The following is a 19,513-nucleotide window of genomic DNA, read 5'->3' as shown; positions in this document are numbered from 1 at the left end:
CTCCACCCGCGCCTCCAGGACCCGCCCCCATGACTGACCTCTTTGTTGCTCCGGTCACGGTGAAGTTCCCCCACCGGAGCCGCCGCGGCATCCTCCTCGGCCTCTCCCTGCCCCAACTCGTTCTCGTCTCCTGCACACTGGCCCTGCTGCTGCTGACGGTGATCTCCACCGGGCTACTCGGCGCCGTTGCCCTGGCACCGCTGTGGGCGGCATCCGGCGCACTCGTCGCCATCCGCCGCCACGGCCGCTCCCTCATCGACTGGGCACCGATCGTCACCCGGTACGCGCACCGCCGCCGCACCGGCCAGACCCTCTGGCTCGCCCGACCTGTCACCAGGCCCCGGCAGGACGGCCTCCTCCATCTGCCCGGCACCGCCGCTTCCCTCAAAGTCGTCACCCCCGGCGATTCCGCCAACGGAGCCGCCGCCGTCCACGACCCGCACCAGCAGACCCTGACCGCCATCGCCCGCGTCACCAGCCGTGCCTTCGCCCTCCTCGACCCAGCCACCCAGAACCACAACGTGAGCAGCTGGGGGCGCGCGCTGGCAGGTATCGCCCGCACCGGGCACGTCGCCACCGTGCAGGTCCTGGAGCGCACCGTGCCCGACAGCGGTGACACGCTCACCCGCCACTGGACCCAGAACGGGCAGCCCCAGACCCCCGTCGCCGGACAGATCTACTCCGAACTGGTCGCCTCGGCCGGCCCGGCCGCCGCTCCGCACGAGACCTACCTCGCCATCTCCCTCGACCTCAAGGCCGCCCGGCGCCTGATCAACCAGGCCGGCGGAGGGCTGCCCGGGGCATTCACCGTCATGGAGCAGACCACCGCCTCCATCGCCCAGGCCGCCCGCAACGCCGGCCTGATGGTCACCGGATGGCTGAGCGCGCGGGAGATCGCCGCCGTCATCCGCACTGCCTACGACCCCAAGGCGCTCGCCGCGCTCCAGCAGTGGTCCGAGACCGGCCGCGCTGAGGCCGACCCCGCAGCCGCCGGTCCCGTCGTGCAGTTCGAGGAGTACGACCGCCTCGCCACCGACAGCGCGCGGCACGCGACGTACTGGGTGGAGAACTGGCCGCGCACCGAGATGGGGGCAGGGTTCCTGCACGGGATCATGTTCACGGCCGGCGTGCGCCGCACCCTGTCCCTTGTCTACGTGCCGCAGGGGCTCGAGTCCGCACTGCGGGACGTCCAGCGCAAGAAGGCCGCGATCATCGCCGACGCCAACGAGCGCGCCCGCCGCGGGCAGGTCGACTCCGAAGAGGATTCCGTCGAGTACGCCGACGTCAAGACCCGCGAACGCCAGCTCATCGCCGGGCACGCGGACGTGGCCCTGACCGGCCTGGTCACCGTCACCGCCGAGACCGACGCCCTCCTGGACGCCGCCTGCGCACAGATCGAGACCCACGCCGTCACCTCCGGCGTCGATCTTCGCAGGCTCAACTACCAGCAGCCGGACGCCTTCGCCCTCTCCGCGCTTCCGCTCGCCCGCACCGCCCTGTGAACCAGCAGCGCCCGTGCACGCCCTGACCCACTGCACTCCGGATCACCCGCGACGGGACGCCCCTTCACCACCCTGCCGACCGGCAGGAAGGACCACTACCTTTGACCTCTCCCCCGCGCCCCGACGACGCGCACCCCTACCTCCGCGCCGCGAGCGCCGGCATCCGCCACCACACACGCGCCCTCACGCCCTCGGACGCAGACCCGCCCAGGCCCGTGGACCGTCTGCACCTCGATGTACTGCACGCCCACCTCACCGCTCTGCTCCAGCTTCTGGACCGGCTCGCCGACCACACCCGGCCCCCGCACCCGGCCGCCGGACGTCACCTGGCCACCGCCCACACCAGGCTCTGGCAGGCCACCACCGAAGTCCACGCCGCCTTCCACCTGCTGCCCGGCACACCCCAGGCCGACGCCGAGACAAGCGCCTGCCATCCAGAGCGGCTTCCCGAGGGCCTGCCCGTGCTGACGATCTGCCAGCGCCACCTCGCCGCCGGACACGTCGTCCGCCGCAAGACCACCCCCACCGACCTCCGCCCGCACGCCACGGCCTGCGTGCGATGAGCACCACCCGCAGAATCGAGGGGCCCCCGATGAGCCACCGGCCCGCCCGCCGCGCCCGCCGCGCGTCCGCCAGCCCGCTGTTCACCCCCCACGGCACCGACCGCGCCAGCCGCAAGGCCGCCCGCCGCCAGCTCGCCGAGGCCGCCGCAAAAGCCCGCGCGGAAGCCAGCGCCCACCAGAGCGAAAGCACCCGCCCCGAGCAGCAGATGCCCGCCCCGCTCTACCCACCGAGCGGACGTCCCGGGCCCGCCTCCGCTCGCGGGAACCGGCTAAAACTTCCCGCCCACCGCATGACCACCGCCGTCGCGGCCGGCGCCTATCCCTTCCTCGCCGAAGGCGGACTCGGCGCCGAGGGCATCTACATCGGACGCGACGTCCACGCCGAGGCGTCATTCGTCTTCGATCCGTTCGCTCTGTACGGCAAGGTCGAAGGGTTCACCAACCCGAACCTGCTGCTCGCCGGCGTGATCGGCCAGGGCAAGAGCGCGCTGGCCAAGTCCTTCGCGCTGCGGTCGGTCGCCTTCGGGTACCGCGTCTACGTCCCGTGCGACCCGAAGGGCGAGTGGACGCCGGTCGCGGAAGCCCTCGGCGGCCGGTCCGTCGCCCTCGGTCCCGGACTGCCCGGACGCCTGAACCCCCTGGACGCAGCCCCGCGCCCGGACAGCGTGGCCGAGGCCGACTGGGTGGGCGAGATCCGCAAGCGGCGCCTGCTCCTGCTCGGCTCCCTGGCCCGGACCGTCCTGGGCCGGGACCTGATGCCCATGGAGCACACCGCCCTGGACGTAGCCCTCGACGCCGTCGTCACCCGCGCCGCCGACACACACCGCACCCCGCTTCTCGGCGACATCGCCGCCACCCTCAACAACCCGACCGACCTCGATGAGTCCGCCGGGATGATGTCGGGCCAACTCGGCGACGCAGCCCGCGACCTGGCCCACGCCATGCGGCGCCTGGTCCACGGCGACCTGGCCGGCATGTTCGACGCCCCCTCCACCGTCGCCTTCGATCCGAATGCGCCGATGCTCACCATCGACCTGTCCCGCCTCGGCGGCTCCGGGGACGACACCGCCCTCGTCCTCGCGATGACCTGCGCGAGCGCCTGGATGGAATCCGCCCTGTCCGACCCCGGCGGCGGCCGGCGCTGGATCGTGTACGACGAGGCATGGCGCCTGATGCGGCACGTCGGCCTCCTCCAGCGCATGCAGGCCCAGTGGAAGCTCTCCCGCGGCCTCGGCATCGCCAACCTCATGGTGATCCATCGGCTGTCCGACCTGCTCACCGCTGGCGACGCCGGATCACAGGGCCGCGCCCTGGCCGAGGGTCTCCTGGCGGACTGCTCCACCCGGATCATCTACCGCCAGGAGACCGACCAGCTCCACGCCGCAGCCTCCCTGCTCGGCCTGACCTCCGTCGAGATGGACGCCATCGCCCACCTCAACCGAGGGCGCGGATTGTGGAAAGTCGCAGGTCGGAGCTTCATCGTGCAGCACCTCCTGCACAGCCACGAATTGGCGCTCTTCGATACCGACGCCCGTATGCACTGAGGAGCAAAAGGCCCGTGAAGCCCGATTTCCAACGCGACCTGATACCGCGCGACGACGCGCTCCACCTTATCGGCGCACTCAACGCCATGAAGGACAAACTGCACGACGCCGCCCAGCGGTGGGAGCTGCTCGACGAGAACGGGCACGTTCCGGCCGCGCCGTCCTACACCGCGCTGCTCCAGCACGCCACCGATGCGCAGGACCTCTCACGCGAGGTCCTCCGCCTGGCCGACGCCTTCGCCCGGAGCCCTCACCACACCACCCGGACCGGCCGGACCGTCCTGAAGCAACTCGCCACGGCCGCGACCATCTCCAGCCACGCAGCCCCGCACTTCACCGAGACCGCAGAGGCCGCCCTGTCCCTGCCCCGGACCACCAACCCCACCGACCGGCACTACCTCACGAATCGCATGGTCATCGACCACGCCTCAGCGCGAGCCTTTCTGCGGCGTGCCTCGGAATCCCTCCGCGACGCAGCCAAGGAACTCGACGACCACCTCGGCGTCCAGCGCTTCCTTGCGCCTCTGACCCGCCGGGAGGGACCGCCGGAACCACCGCCGTCCCGGCCTGGCGGTCTCCACCGCTGACCGCACCAGAGCCGTGAGCTGCTCGTGCAACAGATCGCCACCCCGGTGCAGTCCGCCCGCAACGACCCGCAGCCCGCACCAGCCCCGAAGGACTCCTGCATCATCCCCCGCGACCCAGACTTCGAGCTCTACGACAACGTCGGCCGCGACGCCGACCAGATCCAAGCCGCCCGGTACAACCTCGCCACCCGCGGCGACTTGAAGCGGTGGGCACAACGCGACGCACAGCCCTTCCGCGCCGCGTACCCCCTACCCGACCAGCCCTGGCCAGCGCCCGACCTCACCCCGTACCTGGACGCCCTCGCCGCAGCCCGGACCCCGGCGGAGATCGACGCGGTCACCGACCACGTCCTGGACGCCGCCGAACCCGCACTGCGCGCCCTGAGTGACTACCTCGTCGCCGCAGCACGGTGGAAGCAGGAGAACCGCGACGCGGCCAAGGGATCGCCTTCGCACCTGCTGATGACAGCGGCCAGCCGGGCGCTGTCCGCCCTCGCTCTCGCCGACGAAGCCGGTCTGAACAGGCTGCGCGCCGCCTATGACCCGGCCCCCGCCCCCGCCGCAGGAGGAACCATGGCCGCTGACGAAACGACCACTCCAGAACCCGGCCAGGTACCGCTCGCACCGCTGCCCGACCACCGCAACGTGCACACGCCGTGGTGGCAGGAGCTGTGGCGTCGCCACGCACACGTCATCACGCCGCTTCGGGCACGCGGGCTGCAGTGCGACATCGAATTCGGCCTCAGCACCTACAACGTGCGCGTCTCGCTCCCCGACGACAGCTACCTGGTCATCAGTCCGCCGCACGACCCGCCCTCCGAGCGACCGCCCGGAGACCCGGAGGGCTGGATCGCCACTCGCGAGCACCCCGACGACCCGACGCTGTTCGAGGTCATCTACGACTCGGCGCCCTCCAACGACCCCAGTGCTCCCCAACGGCCCGAAGCCCGCCACGGCGGCAGCACCCAACCCCTGATCGAGGCGATCGACCACCGCCTCGCCCAGCTCAGGCTGCTACCGCACCCCGCCTTGCCCCACGAAAACTCACACGTTCCCCCAGCCCAGCCGTCACCCCTCCCGCCACGGGTCCTCCCGCCGGCATCGCCGAAAGCCGCCCCACCGACCAGACGCACGCCCTGACTTCTTCCCCTTGCGAACCCTTGGAGCCTCCATCCGCACCGCCCGCCGTACTCTGCCGCTGATCATCGGCGCCGCCTGCCTCACCCTGGCCCTCACTGGCTGCTCCGACGAAGACGGCCCAGCCCAGGCCCGGCAGACGCCCAGCGCCAGCACCGCCCCGAAGCCCGCGCCCGCTCTCAGCGCTGCTCAGGCCCGCGACGTCATCACCCGCTATTCCAAGATCAACAACGAGGCCAACGCGGACCGCGACCGGCGCCTCCTCGACACCGTCGAGGACGGACCCCTGTACGCGATGTCCGTCTCGGACTACACCGAGACCGAAGGACTCCCCGCCAAGGACCGCGAGCCGTACGAGCGCTGGTCCTACGACCTCGCCAGCGCCAAGCTGTACATCCCCCGCATGGCCGACGGACAGGACCGCTGGTTCGCTGCCGCCCTCTCCAGCGAGAAGGGCAAGGCCCCCTCTCGCCTGGCCGTGTTCGCCGAACAGCCCCAGCACAAGCGTTGGGAGATGGTGTCCGTCGTCGACCTCGACAGCCAGAAGCTGCCCGACGTCGCCCTGGACCGCGAGGGATACGCGACGGCCGTGGCCGCCAACGACAACAAGCAGCTGGCCGCCGACGCCGACCTGCTGCGTACTGCCGTGCTGGACAACTTCACCACCGGAGGCACGAACACCGGAAGCAAGGTATTCGCGCCGACCAAGGCCAGCAAGCGGCAGGTCAAGGTCAACAGCGATGCCGCAACACGCTTCGGCGACCAGGGCACCAGCGTCTTCGACGGAGCCGACAACCGCTTCACGGACGCCTACGCCCTCAAGACGGAAGACGGCGGCGCGCTGGTCCTCTTCTCCCACACGCACACCCAGACCGACGCCGTCGCGCACTCCGGCCTGCAGATCAACCCCGGCAAGGAAGACCGGGCCTGGCTCCACGACGTGCCCCGCATGTCCATCCGGTACACGTTCGTGTGCAACGACGCCGCCACCGTCCCCGCGAAGGCCGAGCCCTCCCGCCTGATCGGCTACACCTGCGCCCGCACCGACGCCTCCGGCCCCCCGGTCCCCTCCTGGTCACACCGCGCGTAGCCGCACCCGCCCGCCACTTCGACGGCACCGAGGACATCCCCCGCCCCCTGCTCGCTCCGGAGAACTCCCTGTCCACACACTCCTTCATCGCCCGCCCCACCGCCGGCACGGGGTACAGCGGCATCCACGTCCAGCTCGACGGCGTGCCCAGCAACCACCTCCCGCTCCTCCTGGCCGCCTACCAGTACAAGTTCGGACGCGACGTCGAGGCCATGGCCCAGCACCTCATCGACGACATCGCCGTCGGCTGGGACGAACTCGGCACCGATCTCCTCGACGACGCCCCGCCCACGCTCGTGGCCACGCTGACCGGCGGCGAACACTGGCCCAGCCGGACCCTCGATCACCTGATCACTCCGGACGGCTCGCCCCCGGTGCGTATGACGGTCACCGACACCACCGCCAGCGACCTGGGCATGCCGTGGGGCTACATCCTGCATCCGCAGGGCATCGAAGTGATCAGCATGGCTCACACAGGCACGGGCCCCCTCGTGGCCTGGGACACCGACCCCAACACCCCCTTCAGCGACCACCCGGCGCACTGGCCCGCCATCACCACACGCCGGACGCCCACCACCTCGCGCACCGCGCGCCCACCGCGGCCCGCTGCCGGTGCAGCGCCGACCGGGCCCCGCACGGCTGCCCGCCGCTGACCCGCACCGCCCCTCATTGCCGGAGACTTCCCTGCCCGCTCCCCTGATTACGGTCGTCATCGCCACCCGCCTGCGCGACGACCGCCTCGACTACCTGACCGCCATGCACGCCAGCCTCACCCGGCAGTCCGTGCCGTGGGAGGCCGTGATCGCGCTCGACGGCACCACACCAGAGCGCCTGCCGACCGCGCTCGCGCAGGACTCCCGCATCCGCACACTGACGCTGCCCCGGCCGGTCGGCGCCGCCTGCGCCAGGAATCTGGCCCTCACTCACGTGCGCACCCCCTACGTCAACTGGGCCGATGATGACGACCAGTTCACCGATGACGCCATGTCCGTACGGCTGGACATCCTGGAATCCACCGGAGTCGGCTGGTGCGCGGGCTGGAGCGAGGACCAGCACCCCGATGGCTCGACCCGTCTGTGGCGCTGCCCGACCCCGCCCGGCCGGCACGAGGCCGGCGACGTGTGGACCTATTGGAAGACGCCGACGGACACGATCCCCATCGGGCCGACCACGATCCTCGCCCGCACCGACCTCGTGCGCGCAGCGCCGATGGGCGGCCTCGTCCAGGGCGAGGACTACTGCGCGGCCCTCGGCGTCACCACGCTCGCACCCGGAATCCTGCTGCCGGTCCCTGTGTACCGCTACCGCAAGCACCCCGGGCAGATGACGGCCCAAAACGGATACGACCAGCTGGAGACGGCGGCCCGGGAACACGCCTGGGCCTACGGCCGCAGCCTGCGCGGCGGCGAGGACCTGGACCGTGGCTGAGGCCCAAATCATCCTGTCGCACAGCCGGGAGTCCGGAATCGTCGCCATCGCCGCCGGCGAGCAGTACCCGCGGGCGCACACAGCCCTCACCGAGAGCGGCTTCCAGCGGGACGACGACGGCGTCTGGCACCTGCCCGCGGACGGCACCCAGACCACCGTGGTCGATCTGGTCACCTGCGCGAAGCAGCACCGCGCCAGCGTGCACACGAGCAGCCGGCGGTACATCGGCGACGCCGCCCGTGATCTCGCACGCCTGCTGCCCGGCCAGTGGCACGCCTCGGTCGAGGTCTATGCGCACCCGGCCTGGCAGGAAGACCTGGTCCCGTGGATCTGGGACGGCGGCGAACTCGGTCGCGCCGTCCGAAGCGAGCGGGTCCCTTACGCCGCGGTCCTCACCGACGCGGCGCAGGGAACCACGTTGTTGTTCATCGAGCGGCCCGGCCGGCAACTCGACTACTTGGTAGGCGCCTTCTCACCGGAAGGGCTCGAAGGAGGCTACGGCGATCCCCACGCCCCGCGCAGCATCGTCCTGCCACCGTTCCCCGGACGGGCTGCCCAGGCCCTCACCGACCGGTACCTCCCCGCCTACGAGCAGGCCGTCCATGCCCGCCAGACGGCGGCCATCGCCGCCGTGCTCGCAGACATCCGCTCCGAGCACGACACCTGGCAGACCCTGAACGCCTCCGGCCGCTACAGCGACGCCACCCCGCTGAGCGCCGCCGCCCTCGGCGCCTCGACGGAGCTGTTCCTCGACCACGCCTGGCGCCGTTTCCTGACCGTCGTCGACCACGCCCCGACGCTGCTCGACCGGTGCCGGCCCGCGAACAGCCCGTGGCCCGACGACGCTACAGCCCTCGCCCGTCTGGCCGACGCCGTGAGCGATGCCGAAGCCCTGCTCGACGAGATCCACGGTGATGCCGTACCGGAGCAGGAGCGCCGAGCACGCGCGTGGCCGGCGATCGAGACGTGGCTCACCGACGGCGACGCGTTCTTGCGCCAGGCCCGCCTGAGCGCACCCCACCGCCGCCCGGCCCTCCCCGTCACAGCCCCGGCCCGCCCCCTCGCTGCGGCCCGGCCGGCGTACCGCAGCCACTGACCGTTCCCCCCGACAAGTCTGGAGACTTTCGCCCCCTTGCAACCCGGCACCCACTTCTCCTTCGGCGACCACAAGGAACACGGCTTCGTCGCCTCCTTCACTTCCTCGATTCCCCAGCACCTCGCCCACTGGTTCCTGGAGCGCGAGCAGTTCGAGCCCGTTCCCGGTGAACCCGGGCTGTACCGCCTCAGCGAGCCCGAGCGCGACGGAGTCCGCCGCACCCGCCAGGCCGTCCACGACCTGCGCCGCCACGGTTACACCGTGCAGGCCGACATCCGCCTCAATCCGGCCCTCTCCGCCGGTCCGCCGCGCCCTGTCCGGCCCCACGGGCTCCAGGAGCGCCGCAGCAGGCTCGCCCAGGCCGCCGCCGGCCGAACGACGCAGCGCTCCACCCCGCCCACCACCTCCCCTCCGTCGGCCCGGCCGATCCCGCCGAAGCCCACCTACGCTCCCACCGTCCACCTGACGGCCGCAGCCGACGGGCGGTCTCGATGACACCCACGAACAGCCCGGCCCCCGACAGTCCTTTGCCGACGGCGTCCGAACTGGCCAGCAAGGCAGGCGACTTCCGGCGGCGGATGGCCGTCATCGACTGCGAGACCGATGCCGCCCTCGACATGACACGCGACCGCCACGGCCGCACCGTCCACGCAGACGCCGCCGCAGCCGCACGAGCCCACCGTGACAAGGCGGCGGTGGAGGCGTACGCCACCCACCTCGCCCCGCACGCCGAGGCTCTCCTCGATGCCGCCCGACTCGCGCTCGACGATTTGCCGCCCGCCCGGCACCTGACCGGGTGGCGGGCCGTCCTGGACGGCCTGGCATCGTCCGCCGCCGAGATCCGCCGGGCCCTCGACCGGCCGGCCGCGCCCGGCTCTCCAGCCGAACGTGCTCAGCACGCGGCTCTGTGGCCGCACCTCACTGCCTGGGCGGACCACAGCCCGATCGCCAGCAACCTCGCCGACCAGCGCGACGGCCGGCACCACCAGGCTCCGCTGACCGACGAGGAACGGCAGCTGTGGACCGACAGGGCCCGGGCCGCACAGATACGTGGTGCGCTGGAGCTGACCGAGTCGTGGTATGCCGCCGACGGACAGCCGATCACCCTCGCTTACCTGGTCGAGGACGACGACTCCACCGTGGTCGCGCTGCGCGGCGACCCGGGCGTGCCGGGCTGGCAGGTGATCGGGCACTTCGCCCACGAGTACGAGGCGGGCAAGGCCCTGCCCGCTCCGGTCCCGCCCGGCGTGCTGCGCTCGGACATCTCCCAGTTCAACCGCCCGACACCGGCACCGGAGCTGTCCCTGCAGGACCTCATCCGCGACGTCGTCGAAGGCCACAGTGCCGGTGACGCCTCGAATGCTCTCCTGGGAGCTGTCCAGCGCGGCTACGCCGCCGGCCCGATGGTCCGCCTGCAAGAACTTCTGGAGACGACCAGCCAGTTCGCCAGCGCCCTGGAAACCGCGCAGGGCCGCCAGATCGCCGCCCGCCTCTCAGCGCTGGGCCGGCAGATCGAGTTCCTCACCCGCGAAGTCGAAGAGGCAGCCGAGGACCTCGGTGCGACCGTCGCCGTCCTGCCCCCGCACCGCACCCCCGTGCCGCGCACCCGCCCGCGCCCGGCCGTGGACACCACACCGCCCGCGCCGCCGCCCCGCGCCAGCACGACCGCCCGCCACCGATAGGACATCCGCTTTGCCCGAAGCACCAGCAGAGCCGTTCATTCCGATCCGACACACCATCACCGGCGAGATCACCACCACCGGCTACAACGCCGCCGCCCGGCGGATCCTGCTCCAGGACGGCTTCGAAGAAACGCCCGGCTGCGCCTGCCGAGCGACGGAACCCGGTACGGAGCAGGCGCACGGGGCTGCCCGGCAACCAGCCAGCTGCTCGTCGCCGGCCGTCCCGTGCACCTGGACCGAGCACTCGGCCGGCCGGTGAGCGCCCACGGTACGCCCCGGTTGGCCCGGTCGCCGATGTCGGCACAGCCCGTGATCTCCTCCGAGAGCGGCCGGCCTCTTTAGCGCATCGCCCACCCCGCCCCCACCCACACCTGTTGAAGGGTTCTCGTTTTGACCACACCCGGGCCTACCAGACCAGCGCGCACCAAGGGCGGCGAACTACGGGCCAAGGTGGCCCGACTGCTGGCCGACCGGCCGGCGGACAAGCTCACCATAGGGGACATGGCCAGGCAGCTGGGCCACTCCCACGGCGCCGTCCGCAACGCCGCCCTCACCCTGGTGCGACGCGGCGAGGCCGACCAAAGCGGAACCGGACAACCGCAGTTCCGCGCGAACGCGAAAACCGCCGAAGCCGCGCAGAGGGCTGTGATCAGCCCACCGGGCACCCACTCTCCCCGCGCCCAGGCAGCCACAGCCCGTACGACCTACACCGCAGCAGCCGCGCCCAGGCAGACCGGCCCGATCCGCCGCGCGGGGGGCCAGCTCTACCACCCCCGCGAGCTGGCCGATCTGCCCGACGTCGAGGCGTTGAACCGCTTGCGCGACGCCGACGTGCCGGTACTGCTCTACGGCCCTCCGGGCACCGGCAAGACGAGTCTGGTCGAGGCGGCGTTCCCGGACCTGCTCACCGTCGCCGGTGACGGCGACACCACGGTCGGCGACTTGATCGGCGAGTACACACAGGACGACGCGGGAGCCTACGTCTTCCAGTACGGTCCGCTGGTCACCGCAATGACCGAGGGCCGCGCCCTGCTGATCGACGATGCCACCTTGATCTCACCGAAGGTCCTGGCGGCGCTGTATCCCGCGATGGACGGGCGCAGGCAGATCCAGGTCAAGGCCCACAAGGGCGAGACCATCAAGGCTGAGCCGGGCTTCTACGTGGTGGCGGGCCACAATCCCGGCGTCCACGGGGCGGTGTTGACGGAGGCGCTCGCGAGCCGGTTCAGCGTGCAGATCCAGATCGGCACGGACTACGACCTCGCCCTGGCCTTGAGGATCGATGCCCGGGTGGTCCGGGTCGCCCGACACCTCGCCCAGCAGGTCGAACTCGGCGAGCTGGGCTGGGCCCCCCAACTGCGAGAACTGCTCAGCTACCAGAAGACCGAGGCCGTCCTCGGCACCAAAGCCGCGCTCGCGAACCTCGTCGGCATCGCTCCTGTGGAGGATCGCGACGCCGTCGCCGACGCCGTCACGAAGGCTGTCGGCATCAAGAAGATCGCACCTCTCACCCTCGGCAAGCAGCTCCCCGCCTCAGCCGCCCGGCAGCCTCCGGGCAGCACCGGCTCCGCACACCGGGGCCGCCCGCGATGAGCGCCCACCACCACATCCAGTCCACGCCGGAAGACGACGCCGACCTCGCGCGCTGGGACGACGACGGCGCCCCGCCCGCCCAACCCCGCTCCTCCCCGGCCGCGTGGCTGCGCGTGGGAGCCGAACTCGGCGACCGGCTGGTCGCCCTCTCCGGCCGCCAGGACCTCCTCGTCACCTGCCGCCCCGGCACGCGCAGCGGCGCACCGGCCGCCTACTTCCCCACGCTGGGCGAGGTCGAGTTCGACGCCCGCCTGTTCGCACCCCTCCAGCCCCACGAGATCCATCCGCGGATCGTGGGCGACGAGGAGCGGTATCCCGCCGCCTGGGGAGTGTTCGTCCACGAGGCCGCGCACGCCGCCCACTCCGTGTGGACACAGCCTGCCGGAGCCGACCCCCGTGTCGTCGAGGCCGCGCTCCTGCTGGAGGAGAGCCGCGTCGAAGGCGCGCACCTGATCACGCGGCCCACGGACCGCACGTACCTGCGCACCAGTGCCCGAACCCTGGTCATGCCCGACATCGCCCACCCCACCCTCCAGGGCATCGGACAGGCCGCCGCCGCGGCGGCCCTGATCCTTGGCCGCCGTGACGTCGGCATCCTGGACGCCGGCGAGACCCGGGCCGTCGCCGATCTGTGCGAAAAGGTTCTGGGCCAAGACCTGCTGGCCACCCTCACCCGCATCTGGACCGCAGCTCACCAGTGCGCCGACCACGACGCCACGACCATGCTCGCGCACGGTCAACAGTGGTGCGACGCTCTGGACGCCGCGGCCCCCGCCCTGCCCGTGCCGGAGGGCCTCTCCGATCTGCTGTCCGGCGCCGTGAAGGTCGTCATGGACCACGCGGCAGCCACCGACGCGGCCGACCTCGCGGCACAGGACGCAGCGGCCAACGCCATGGCGTCGCGCTCCAAGGCGCAGGCTCAGGACCGCGCCCAGCGGGCCCGCCAGCGACGCAAAGCCGCCGCCACCGCCAAGTCGGTCTTCAACGCCCGTAGCACCACCGTCCACCCCGACGGCACACCGGCACCCTCCGGCAACCCGGTCACCGGCACCCGCAGGCCCACCGCCGCCGAGCAGAGTGCCGCCGCGCGCCTGAGCCGCGCCCTGCGTGCCGCCGCCTACCGCGAGCGGACCGAGGAGCGGACCACCAGCCCCACCCCGCCCGGCCGCCTCAACATGCGCGCGGCCCTCGCCCGCGACGCTCAGCGCGCGGCCGGGTCGGTCCCCACAGCGGAACCGTTCACCCACACCCGCCGCCGGAACTCCCCCACCCCACCACTGCGTGTGGGGATCGCCGTCGACGTCTCCGGCTCCATGCGTGCCGCCTGCAAGCCCGTCGCCTCCGCTGCCTGGATCGTGGCACGCGCAGCAGCCCTGACCGACCCCGACTCCCGTACCGCCACCATCGCCTACGACAGGCACCTGACCGCACTGACCCGCCCCACCCACCGAGCACCAGAGCGCGTGACGACGTTCGATGCCACCGGCGGCCACCACAACCTCGCCAACGCCATCGACGCACTCGACCACGGCCTCGAACTCAGCCGGCCCGGCGCCGGCCGCCTCCTCGTGATCGTCACCGACGCCCACTACGGCAGCGACGAAACCGCTCAAGCCGTCACCCGCGTCAAGCAGCTCACGACCGCCGGCTGCGCCGTACTCCAGCTCACCCTCACCGCGGAATCCCGCCACTTGCCGGGGACCACCTTGCTGCACCTGCCCCAGCCCTCCAGCGCTCCCGCCGCCATCGCCAAGGCGGCCACAGACGCCATCCGCAGGACCCGCTGAGACGACGCGGCAGAAGGCGGAAGCGTCCCCGAGACCACCGCCAAGCACTCCAGACCACCCCCGTCCGCCGCATGACTCGTGCAACCCCAACCGTCAACGAAAGGCACTCGATTTGAAGCCCCAGACCAGCAGCCCGACCTCGAACGTAACGCCCATCAAACGGAGTACCCCGGGGGTGAGTACGCACTGGACCGTGGAGCACGCCTGCTCCCACCGGGTAGATCACGACCTGTCCAACCGCCCCGCCGACAAGCGGGCCGGCTTCGCCCGTTGGCTCGCGTCGAAGGACTGCACCGACTGCTGGAAGGCGACGCGCGACGCCGACTCCGCGTCCAAGGAAAAGTGGCTCGCGGAGAAGCGCGCCGAGGAGCAGGAGGCAGCCGCCACCTGGGCCAAGCAGTTCGACATGCCGCAACTGGAGGGCCCGGCCAAGGCCCTGGACTGGGGTGAGCGCTCCCGCCATCAGCTGATGATGGCCGCGCACACCGCCCTGGTCATCGAGGGCAGTTGGGACGAGGCGGACTGGGCGGAGCTGGAGGAAAAGGCCCGCTCCATAACCCGTGCCGGATGGTGGATCGACCAGCGCGACTCCGAAGGCACTGACCTGCTCGAACTCCTCGACGCAGCCACCGAGACGGACCGCGGGACGGAGAACCCGTTCCGCTGACGGCGGAGCAACATAGCCGGGAAACGCCGGTTAGCCAAACCGGCGTTCCTCCGGACTATTGATGCTCCCACCCCGACAGCCATCGCGTGGAAGGAACCGCGTGCTCCCTCCGTCCTGGGACCATCAGCCCACCCCCGTCACCGCCCTCACCCCCGACCCGCTCACTCCCACCCGAGATATCACTCACGCCCACTTTCAGGCCGGGGACACCGTCGTCGTCCTCAAGGGGGTGGCCGGCGGAGAACTGTGGGGAGACTCCATGCGCATCGTCGCCCCCTCCTGGCACACCCCCACCGACGAGGACGGATGGCGACTGCGTGACCCCACCGGGGGTGCCCAGTCCTACGTCACCGCTCACCCCCGCTACCTCGTGCACCTCTCGCGCCGCTGCCCGGACTGCCTGATCTACCTGCGGGCCATGGAAGACGCCCTCCTTACGCGGTTCGCCGGCCGCGACGAGCTGATCGACTGCGGCTGGTACACCACCACCGCCCTGGGCCAGCTCGTGCACACCGCAGACACCAGGGGCGGCCGGTGACTCCCCCCACGAACCGCCCCGACCGTGCCGCTGCGCTCCACAAGGCCAGGGCCCGAGCCACCGCAACTGCGGACGATCCTTCCTGGCCGCTGCACCTGGCCGAAGACCTCCACGGCATCCGGGCCGACTGGAAGACCTCATCCGAGGTGTGCGCGGACGCCGCCTGGGCGGCACGGTCAACCGGCCGCAGCGTCCTGGGCCTGCTGTCCCCCGAGGATGTCCTCGCAACGAACCGCGATCCGATCACCACCCGCACCTTGGCGCATCTGTACCTGAGCGCCCTGCGGTTCGACTTCCGCTGCCCCACCCTCCAGCGCCTCGTCGAACAGCTCGCGCAGACCGCGCGTCAGCCGCTGGACTGCTACACCCGCGCCCTGTATGCCTTCGCGCTGCTGGGCCAGTCCCGCCCCGAGGGCCTGATGGTCATGGACGAGGTCCTCGCCATGGCCGAGGAGCACCCCAAGACCCTGCACGTCCTGCTGCACGGGCTGTGGCTCGGCCAGGACCTGGACGAGGGTGCGGAGCGTCTCCTGGCCCTCAGCTTGCGGCCCGCCCTCGCCACCGGCACCGATCCGATCGTCCTCTTCCGCACGGCGGGTGCCCTGCGCCGGCTGGGCCGGTACGACGAGGGGCTGAGCGCCATCGACAGGGCGATCGACTGTCTTCCGCCAGGAGACATTTCGGTTCACGCCGACCTGGTGCGCGAGCGCTCGCTGCTCTGTGCAGCCCGCGACCTTTATCAGCACCGGTCACCCACCCGCGCGTCGAGTGGGGTGCCGTCGTGATCCCCCGCCTGCATGCAAGGGCCCACTCGCCGCGCGAGCCGCTGGCCGAGGCGCTCGGGCGGCCCCTTTCCCCGAACGAGGGTCTGACGGAGTACACCGTGGTCGCCCACTGGCCGGGCCTGGACTACTACACCCCGGACGACGAGCAGAGGACCTGGACGTCCGTTGAGTGGGCCGAGCACCTCGAAGATCCGTACCTGGAGCATCCGTTCGCTGCCAGCCCGGACGATGACCGGCACGCGATCCTCCATCTCGACGTCCGGCTCCATCCGGACGACCGGGAGCTGACCGGCCCCGAGTGGTCCGAAACCGCCCACCGGTTCGCACGGGCCGCTGGTATCGAGGTACCTGGCGCCGCAGAGCACGGCTGGCGGTGGATCGCTGTCCAGGGCCAGCCCGGACGTCTGGATCTGATCGCCAACCTGATCCACCTCGACGGTACCTGGCGCATCCCTCCCGCCGACATCCTGCGACGGCTTGCGGATGAAGCGCGCCGCATAGAGCAGGACCTGAACCTGATCCCCGTCCGCACCGGCACCACGCAGTGGTCCGCTGCCCGTACGGTCCCGACCGCATCGGCGCAGCTCGCCGGCGTCCTCACGCAGCTCGCCGACGAACAGGCCGGCCCGCTGGCCACGGTCCGCGGACTGGTCGAGCACACCGCTTACCGGATCGCCCGCCAACCGGGGGTTGCCGGCACGGACACGGCACACCGTCTGGAGCTGATCGCCCGCCGCCTCCATGCGATTCAGCAGGACCTGGACGCCACTGCGGCCCATCTGGCCCAGCCCCGGACCGCCGCCGCACCGGCCGCGGCCCGGCGCACCACCCACCGATCTCCGTAGGAGAAACGTCTCTTTGCCCCGCACCACCGGCCGCTTCCTGGACATCCGCCGTGACCCGCACTCCGGCGAACTCCTCGCCCGCGGGGGCGACGCTGAGGCACACAGCATCCTCCAGCGCGCGGGATTCGTCGCTGTCGTCCGCCTCCACGAGAACTACCACCGCGCCCCCGCCGGCCTGACCGAGGACGAGGAGTCCCGTCTCGCCACCGATGCCGTAGGGCGCCTGCGGGCCGTCGGGTACCACGTCGACTGCGACGAGCCCTTCGACACCGAAGCCCGCCCCGCGGCCTATCCCACGCTCGGCGCCTCGGTCTCCCACCTCGCCGAACGCCTCCGCGAGGCCACCGACACCACCGAGGCAGCCGACATCCTCACCGAACTCACCGCGCCCCACGACGGCATCCTCGCCGGGTTCGAGGAAACCCTCGGCGCACTGGCGGAGTTCTTCGACGGCCTCGGCGACGCGAGCGATCCGTACACCGCCGGGCGCCTGCGCTACCTCGCCGACGCATACGTCCGCGTCATCCGCTCCGACCTCGCGCACACCCGCGGACGGCTGGCCGACCGGCACGCCCCTCACCCCGGCCGCCGCGCCTGCTCAGAGCAGGTTCCCGACCACGAGACCGAACGCTCCGCGGTGTGCGCCTGCCCGCCCCCGCCGCGTGCCCTGCCGGCCCCGGCACCGCCACCCGTCGGTGCCACCCGCCTGCGCCGCTGAGCCCCTTCAACTGCCCAAGGACACCATGCACGACCACGTCAACTCCGAGCGCCTTGCCTCTTACGCCGACGTCCTCGCCGGCGAACTCCCCGACACCTGGACCAGCACCCACCTGACGGGCGACGACAAGGACGACCTCGCCGAACTCACCGACCGCATCTGGGACCTGAACCTGGTCGCCGCCTCCCTGGCCGGACACCCCCTGCAGCAGGCAGCCGTCCTCAGCCGCCCCGACGGCGCCCAGCTCGTCCTGATCGACCGGCACGACGAACGCGACGGCTTCCTCCTCGCCGCCGTCGCCCCGCACGCCCTGCCGGACGAGGCGTACCGCGGCGTCCCCGAGCCCAACGGCATCGCCCTGACCGACGACCCGTTCCTCGGCGCCGAGCAGGTCGCAAATGATCTGCTCGTCCGCTACGACCGTGCGCTCGCCCAGGTGAGGCACAACGCCCTGGACGGCATCCAGCCCTCCCAGCCGGACCGGGTCGTCCTGACCTGGCAGCCGGACGGCAGCGTCGCCACCGCCCCCGCCGACGACCGGGCCGGCACCATCCTCGCCGCCCACGGCTTCATCCAGGACCCGCGCAGCGGCATCTACCGCCTGAGTGGCGACGACACCCAGGCCCAGGCCCGCGCCCTGCGCGAGATCGGCCCGCAGCTCGACGCGCTCGGCATCGGCACCGCCCTCCAGCACCCCGCCGGACGCCACGCGCCCACCTCTGCCCCGGCCTCCATGCCGCCGGCCCCCACCGGCACCCGCACACCCACCGCCAGGACGCGATGAACCAGACGGAGCCCGACTTCTGGGTCCTGGAGTACGTCACCATCACCAAGGACCCCCGTACCGGACTGGTCGTGGCCATCGGCGGCACCGAGCAGGCAGCAGACATCCTTCAGCGGACCGGCGGCTTCCTCACCTCTCCCGGACCCCGCGGGGACTACCACCGTCTTCCGCACGGCCTGCCCATCGAGCAGCAGCGCCTGAAGGCGACCACCGCCTCGCACGCCCTGCTCGCCGCCGGCCACAGCGTCCACCTCGACCCCGCCCTGAACATGCTGGCCACCCCCGACGGCGACCGTGACGCAGCCCTGCGCTACCTCACCCAACTCGCCGAGCGGGCCTCGGCCGCCGAGACCAGCAGCGAGGTGGCCGAGGTCCTGACCGAGGTCGCGGCCCCCGTGCACGGGCTGCTGCCCCTGACCAGAGAAGTGATCGTCCGCGCCTGGATCTCCGCCAGCGATCTCCACGGCGCCGCGCTCGGCGACGAACCCGAGCCCATCGCACGGCTCGGTAGCACGGCCAACTCCCTGAGCGAAGCCGCCCGCGTCATCCTGCGCGCCCGCAACCACGCCGCCCGCCCGGCGCAGCCGCCAGCGACCGCACCGGCCCCGACACCGGCAGCGGGCCGTGCACAGCCCCCGGTTTCCCGCCGCCGCTGACCCCGGAGAAGAAACGTATGGCCAATCTGGCCGACGAGTACGGCACAGACGTCGAGATCTACATCAAGGCCCTGACGACCACCATCCACGCCGACACCCCCACCGGCGCCCCCGCCGGCCTCCACGACCTGCTGGAACAGCTCGGCCTCGAACGCCACGAATACCCCACAGGCGAGCCGCTCTACATCTGGCACACCGTGCCCGACCACCTCGGTGCCGAGGAGCAGAAACACCTGGCGAACCGCGCCATCCCCGCCCTGCTCCTGGCCGGATACACGGTCAACTGCGACCCCGAAGTCTTCGACGAGGCCCTCTACCAGCAGGCCGTGCACCGCCTCCAGGCGCGCGCGGCCCGACCCGCCCCGCAGCAACCGGCGCCCGCCAGTCCCCCCTCGCACTCCGCACCGGCCCGCCGCACCCCGTAAGCCCGGGCGGCCCCGGCACCACGCCGGGGCCGCCCCGCCCCCGGCGGGGGGGGCGGGGGGGGGGGGGGGGGGGCGCGGGGCCGCGG

At 71.9% G+C, this 19,513-nt stretch carries 22 protein-coding genes; all 22 read left to right on the top strand.

Annotated features, from left to right (window positions below; genetic code table 11):
* The first annotated feature begins 29 nt into the window (after positions 1–29).
* The 22 genes from ACFYOJ_RS19340 (at position 30) to ACFYOJ_RS19235 (ending at position 19,427) form a co-directional block, all read left to right on the top strand.
* Positions 30–1,502 (top strand): SCO6880 family protein, encoded by a 1,473-nt coding sequence (locus ACFYOJ_RS19340; protein ID WP_114532540.1) that lies wholly within the window; start codon positions 30–32, stop codon positions 1,500–1,502.
* Between the two features lie 101 nt (positions 1,503–1,603).
* Positions 1,604–2,065: a DUF6238 family protein gene (locus tag ACFYOJ_RS19335; protein ID WP_061441576.1), complete on the top strand. Its 462-nt coding sequence runs from the start codon at positions 1,604–1,606 to the stop codon at positions 2,063–2,065.
* Positions 2,066–2,094: 29 nt separating this feature from the next.
* Positions 2,095–3,609, top strand: coding sequence for a VirB4 family type IV secretion system protein (locus ACFYOJ_RS19330; protein WP_061441577.1), 1,515 nt, complete (start codon positions 2,095–2,097; stop codon positions 3,607–3,609).
* 14 nt (positions 3,610–3,623) lie between these two features.
* Positions 3,624–4,196: a hypothetical protein gene (locus ACFYOJ_RS19325; RefSeq protein ID WP_181849637.1), complete on the top strand. Its 573-nt coding sequence runs from the start codon at positions 3,624–3,626 to the stop codon at positions 4,194–4,196.
* 24 nt (positions 4,197–4,220) lie between these two features.
* The gene (locus tag ACFYOJ_RS19320) at positions 4,221–5,336 is read left to right on the top strand and encodes a hypothetical protein (RefSeq protein ID WP_233520690.1); all 1,116 of its coding nucleotides are present in this window, start codon (positions 4,221–4,223) and stop codon (positions 5,334–5,336) included.
* Positions 5,337–5,346: 10 nt separating this feature from the next.
* Entirely contained in the window at positions 5,347–6,423 is a 1,077-nt protein-coding gene (locus ACFYOJ_RS19315) for a hypothetical protein (RefSeq protein WP_107071643.1), read from the top strand.
* Between the two features lie 143 nt (positions 6,424–6,566).
* Positions 6,567–7,076, top strand: a complete 510-nt coding sequence (locus tag ACFYOJ_RS19310) for a hypothetical protein (RefSeq protein ID WP_165684259.1) — start codon at positions 6,567–6,569, stop codon at positions 7,074–7,076.
* Between the two features lie 43 nt (positions 7,077–7,119).
* Positions 7,120–7,851, top strand: coding sequence for a glycosyltransferase (locus ACFYOJ_RS19305; RefSeq protein ID WP_114532544.1), 732 nt, complete (start codon positions 7,120–7,122; stop codon positions 7,849–7,851).
* On the top strand, positions 7,844–8,947 hold the full coding sequence (locus ACFYOJ_RS19300; protein ID WP_061441595.1) for a hypothetical protein: 1,104 nt from the start codon (positions 7,844–7,846) through the stop codon (positions 8,945–8,947). Before ACFYOJ_RS19305 ends, ACFYOJ_RS19300 begins: the two co-directional genes overlap by 8 nt.
* Before the next feature lie 36 nt (positions 8,948–8,983).
* Positions 8,984–9,442, top strand: coding sequence for a hypothetical protein (locus ACFYOJ_RS19295; protein WP_061441596.1), 459 nt, complete (start codon positions 8,984–8,986; stop codon positions 9,440–9,442).
* Entirely contained in the window at positions 9,439–10,629 is a 1,191-nt protein-coding gene (locus ACFYOJ_RS19290; RefSeq protein ID WP_107071644.1) for a hypothetical protein, read from the top strand. The genes ACFYOJ_RS19295 and ACFYOJ_RS19290 overlap by 4 nt, the downstream gene beginning before the upstream one ends.
* Positions 10,630–10,666: 37 nt before the next feature.
* A complete protein-coding gene (locus ACFYOJ_RS19285) occupies positions 10,667–10,888 on the top strand; it encodes a hypothetical protein (RefSeq protein WP_061446791.1) in 222 nt (73 codons plus the stop codon).
* Positions 10,889–11,079: 191 nt separating this feature from the next.
* The gene (locus tag ACFYOJ_RS19280; protein ID WP_165687160.1) at positions 11,080–12,222 is read left to right on the top strand and encodes an AAA family ATPase; all 1,143 of its coding nucleotides are present in this window, start codon (positions 11,080–11,082) and stop codon (positions 12,220–12,222) included.
* Entirely contained in the window at positions 12,219–14,009 is a 1,791-nt protein-coding gene (locus tag ACFYOJ_RS19275) for a hypothetical protein (RefSeq protein ID WP_061441598.1), read from the top strand. Before ACFYOJ_RS19280 ends, ACFYOJ_RS19275 begins: the two co-directional genes overlap by 4 nt.
* 175 nt (positions 14,010–14,184) lie before the next feature.
* Positions 14,185–14,676, top strand: coding sequence for a hypothetical protein (locus ACFYOJ_RS19270; protein ID WP_233520692.1), 492 nt, complete (start codon positions 14,185–14,187; stop codon positions 14,674–14,676).
* A 100-nt stretch (positions 14,677–14,776) separates the two neighbouring features.
* Positions 14,777–15,214 carry a hypothetical protein gene (locus tag ACFYOJ_RS19265; RefSeq protein WP_107475947.1) on the top strand — a complete coding sequence of 146 codons (438 nt, stop codon included), beginning with the start codon at positions 14,777–14,779 and terminating at the stop codon, positions 15,212–15,214.
* The gene (locus tag ACFYOJ_RS19260; RefSeq protein WP_061441600.1) at positions 15,211–15,999 is read left to right on the top strand and encodes a hypothetical protein; all 789 of its coding nucleotides are present in this window, start codon (positions 15,211–15,213) and stop codon (positions 15,997–15,999) included. Before ACFYOJ_RS19265 ends, ACFYOJ_RS19260 begins: the two co-directional genes overlap by 4 nt.
* Positions 15,996–16,844 (top strand): hypothetical protein, encoded by an 849-nt coding sequence (locus tag ACFYOJ_RS19255; protein WP_061441601.1) that lies wholly within the window; start codon positions 15,996–15,998, stop codon positions 16,842–16,844. The genes ACFYOJ_RS19260 and ACFYOJ_RS19255 overlap by 4 nt, the downstream gene beginning before the upstream one ends.
* 13 nt (positions 16,845–16,857) lie before the next feature.
* Complete coding sequence (locus ACFYOJ_RS19250; protein WP_061441602.1) at positions 16,858–17,562, top strand: hypothetical protein; 705 nt, start codon at positions 16,858–16,860, stop codon at positions 17,560–17,562.
* A gap of 25 nt (positions 17,563–17,587) precedes the next feature.
* Complete coding sequence (locus ACFYOJ_RS19245) at positions 17,588–18,346, top strand: hypothetical protein (protein ID WP_061441603.1); 759 nt, start codon at positions 17,588–17,590, stop codon at positions 18,344–18,346.
* Complete coding sequence (locus ACFYOJ_RS19240; RefSeq protein ID WP_061441604.1) at positions 18,343–19,002, top strand: hypothetical protein; 660 nt, start codon at positions 18,343–18,345, stop codon at positions 19,000–19,002. Before ACFYOJ_RS19245 ends, ACFYOJ_RS19240 begins: the two co-directional genes overlap by 4 nt.
* A gap of 17 nt (positions 19,003–19,019) precedes the next feature.
* Positions 19,020–19,427: a hypothetical protein gene (locus ACFYOJ_RS19235; RefSeq protein ID WP_061441605.1), complete on the top strand. Its 408-nt coding sequence runs from the start codon at positions 19,020–19,022 to the stop codon at positions 19,425–19,427.
* The last annotated feature ends 86 nt before the right edge of the window (positions 19,428–19,513 follow it).

It is taken from the genome of Streptomyces sp. NPDC006384 (assembly GCF_042870695.1).
Lineage (GTDB): Bacteria > Actinomycetota > Actinomycetes > Streptomycetales > Streptomycetaceae > Streptomyces.
Note: the sequence above shows the minus strand (reverse complement) of the source record. Positions and strands in the feature narration are given on the sequence as shown.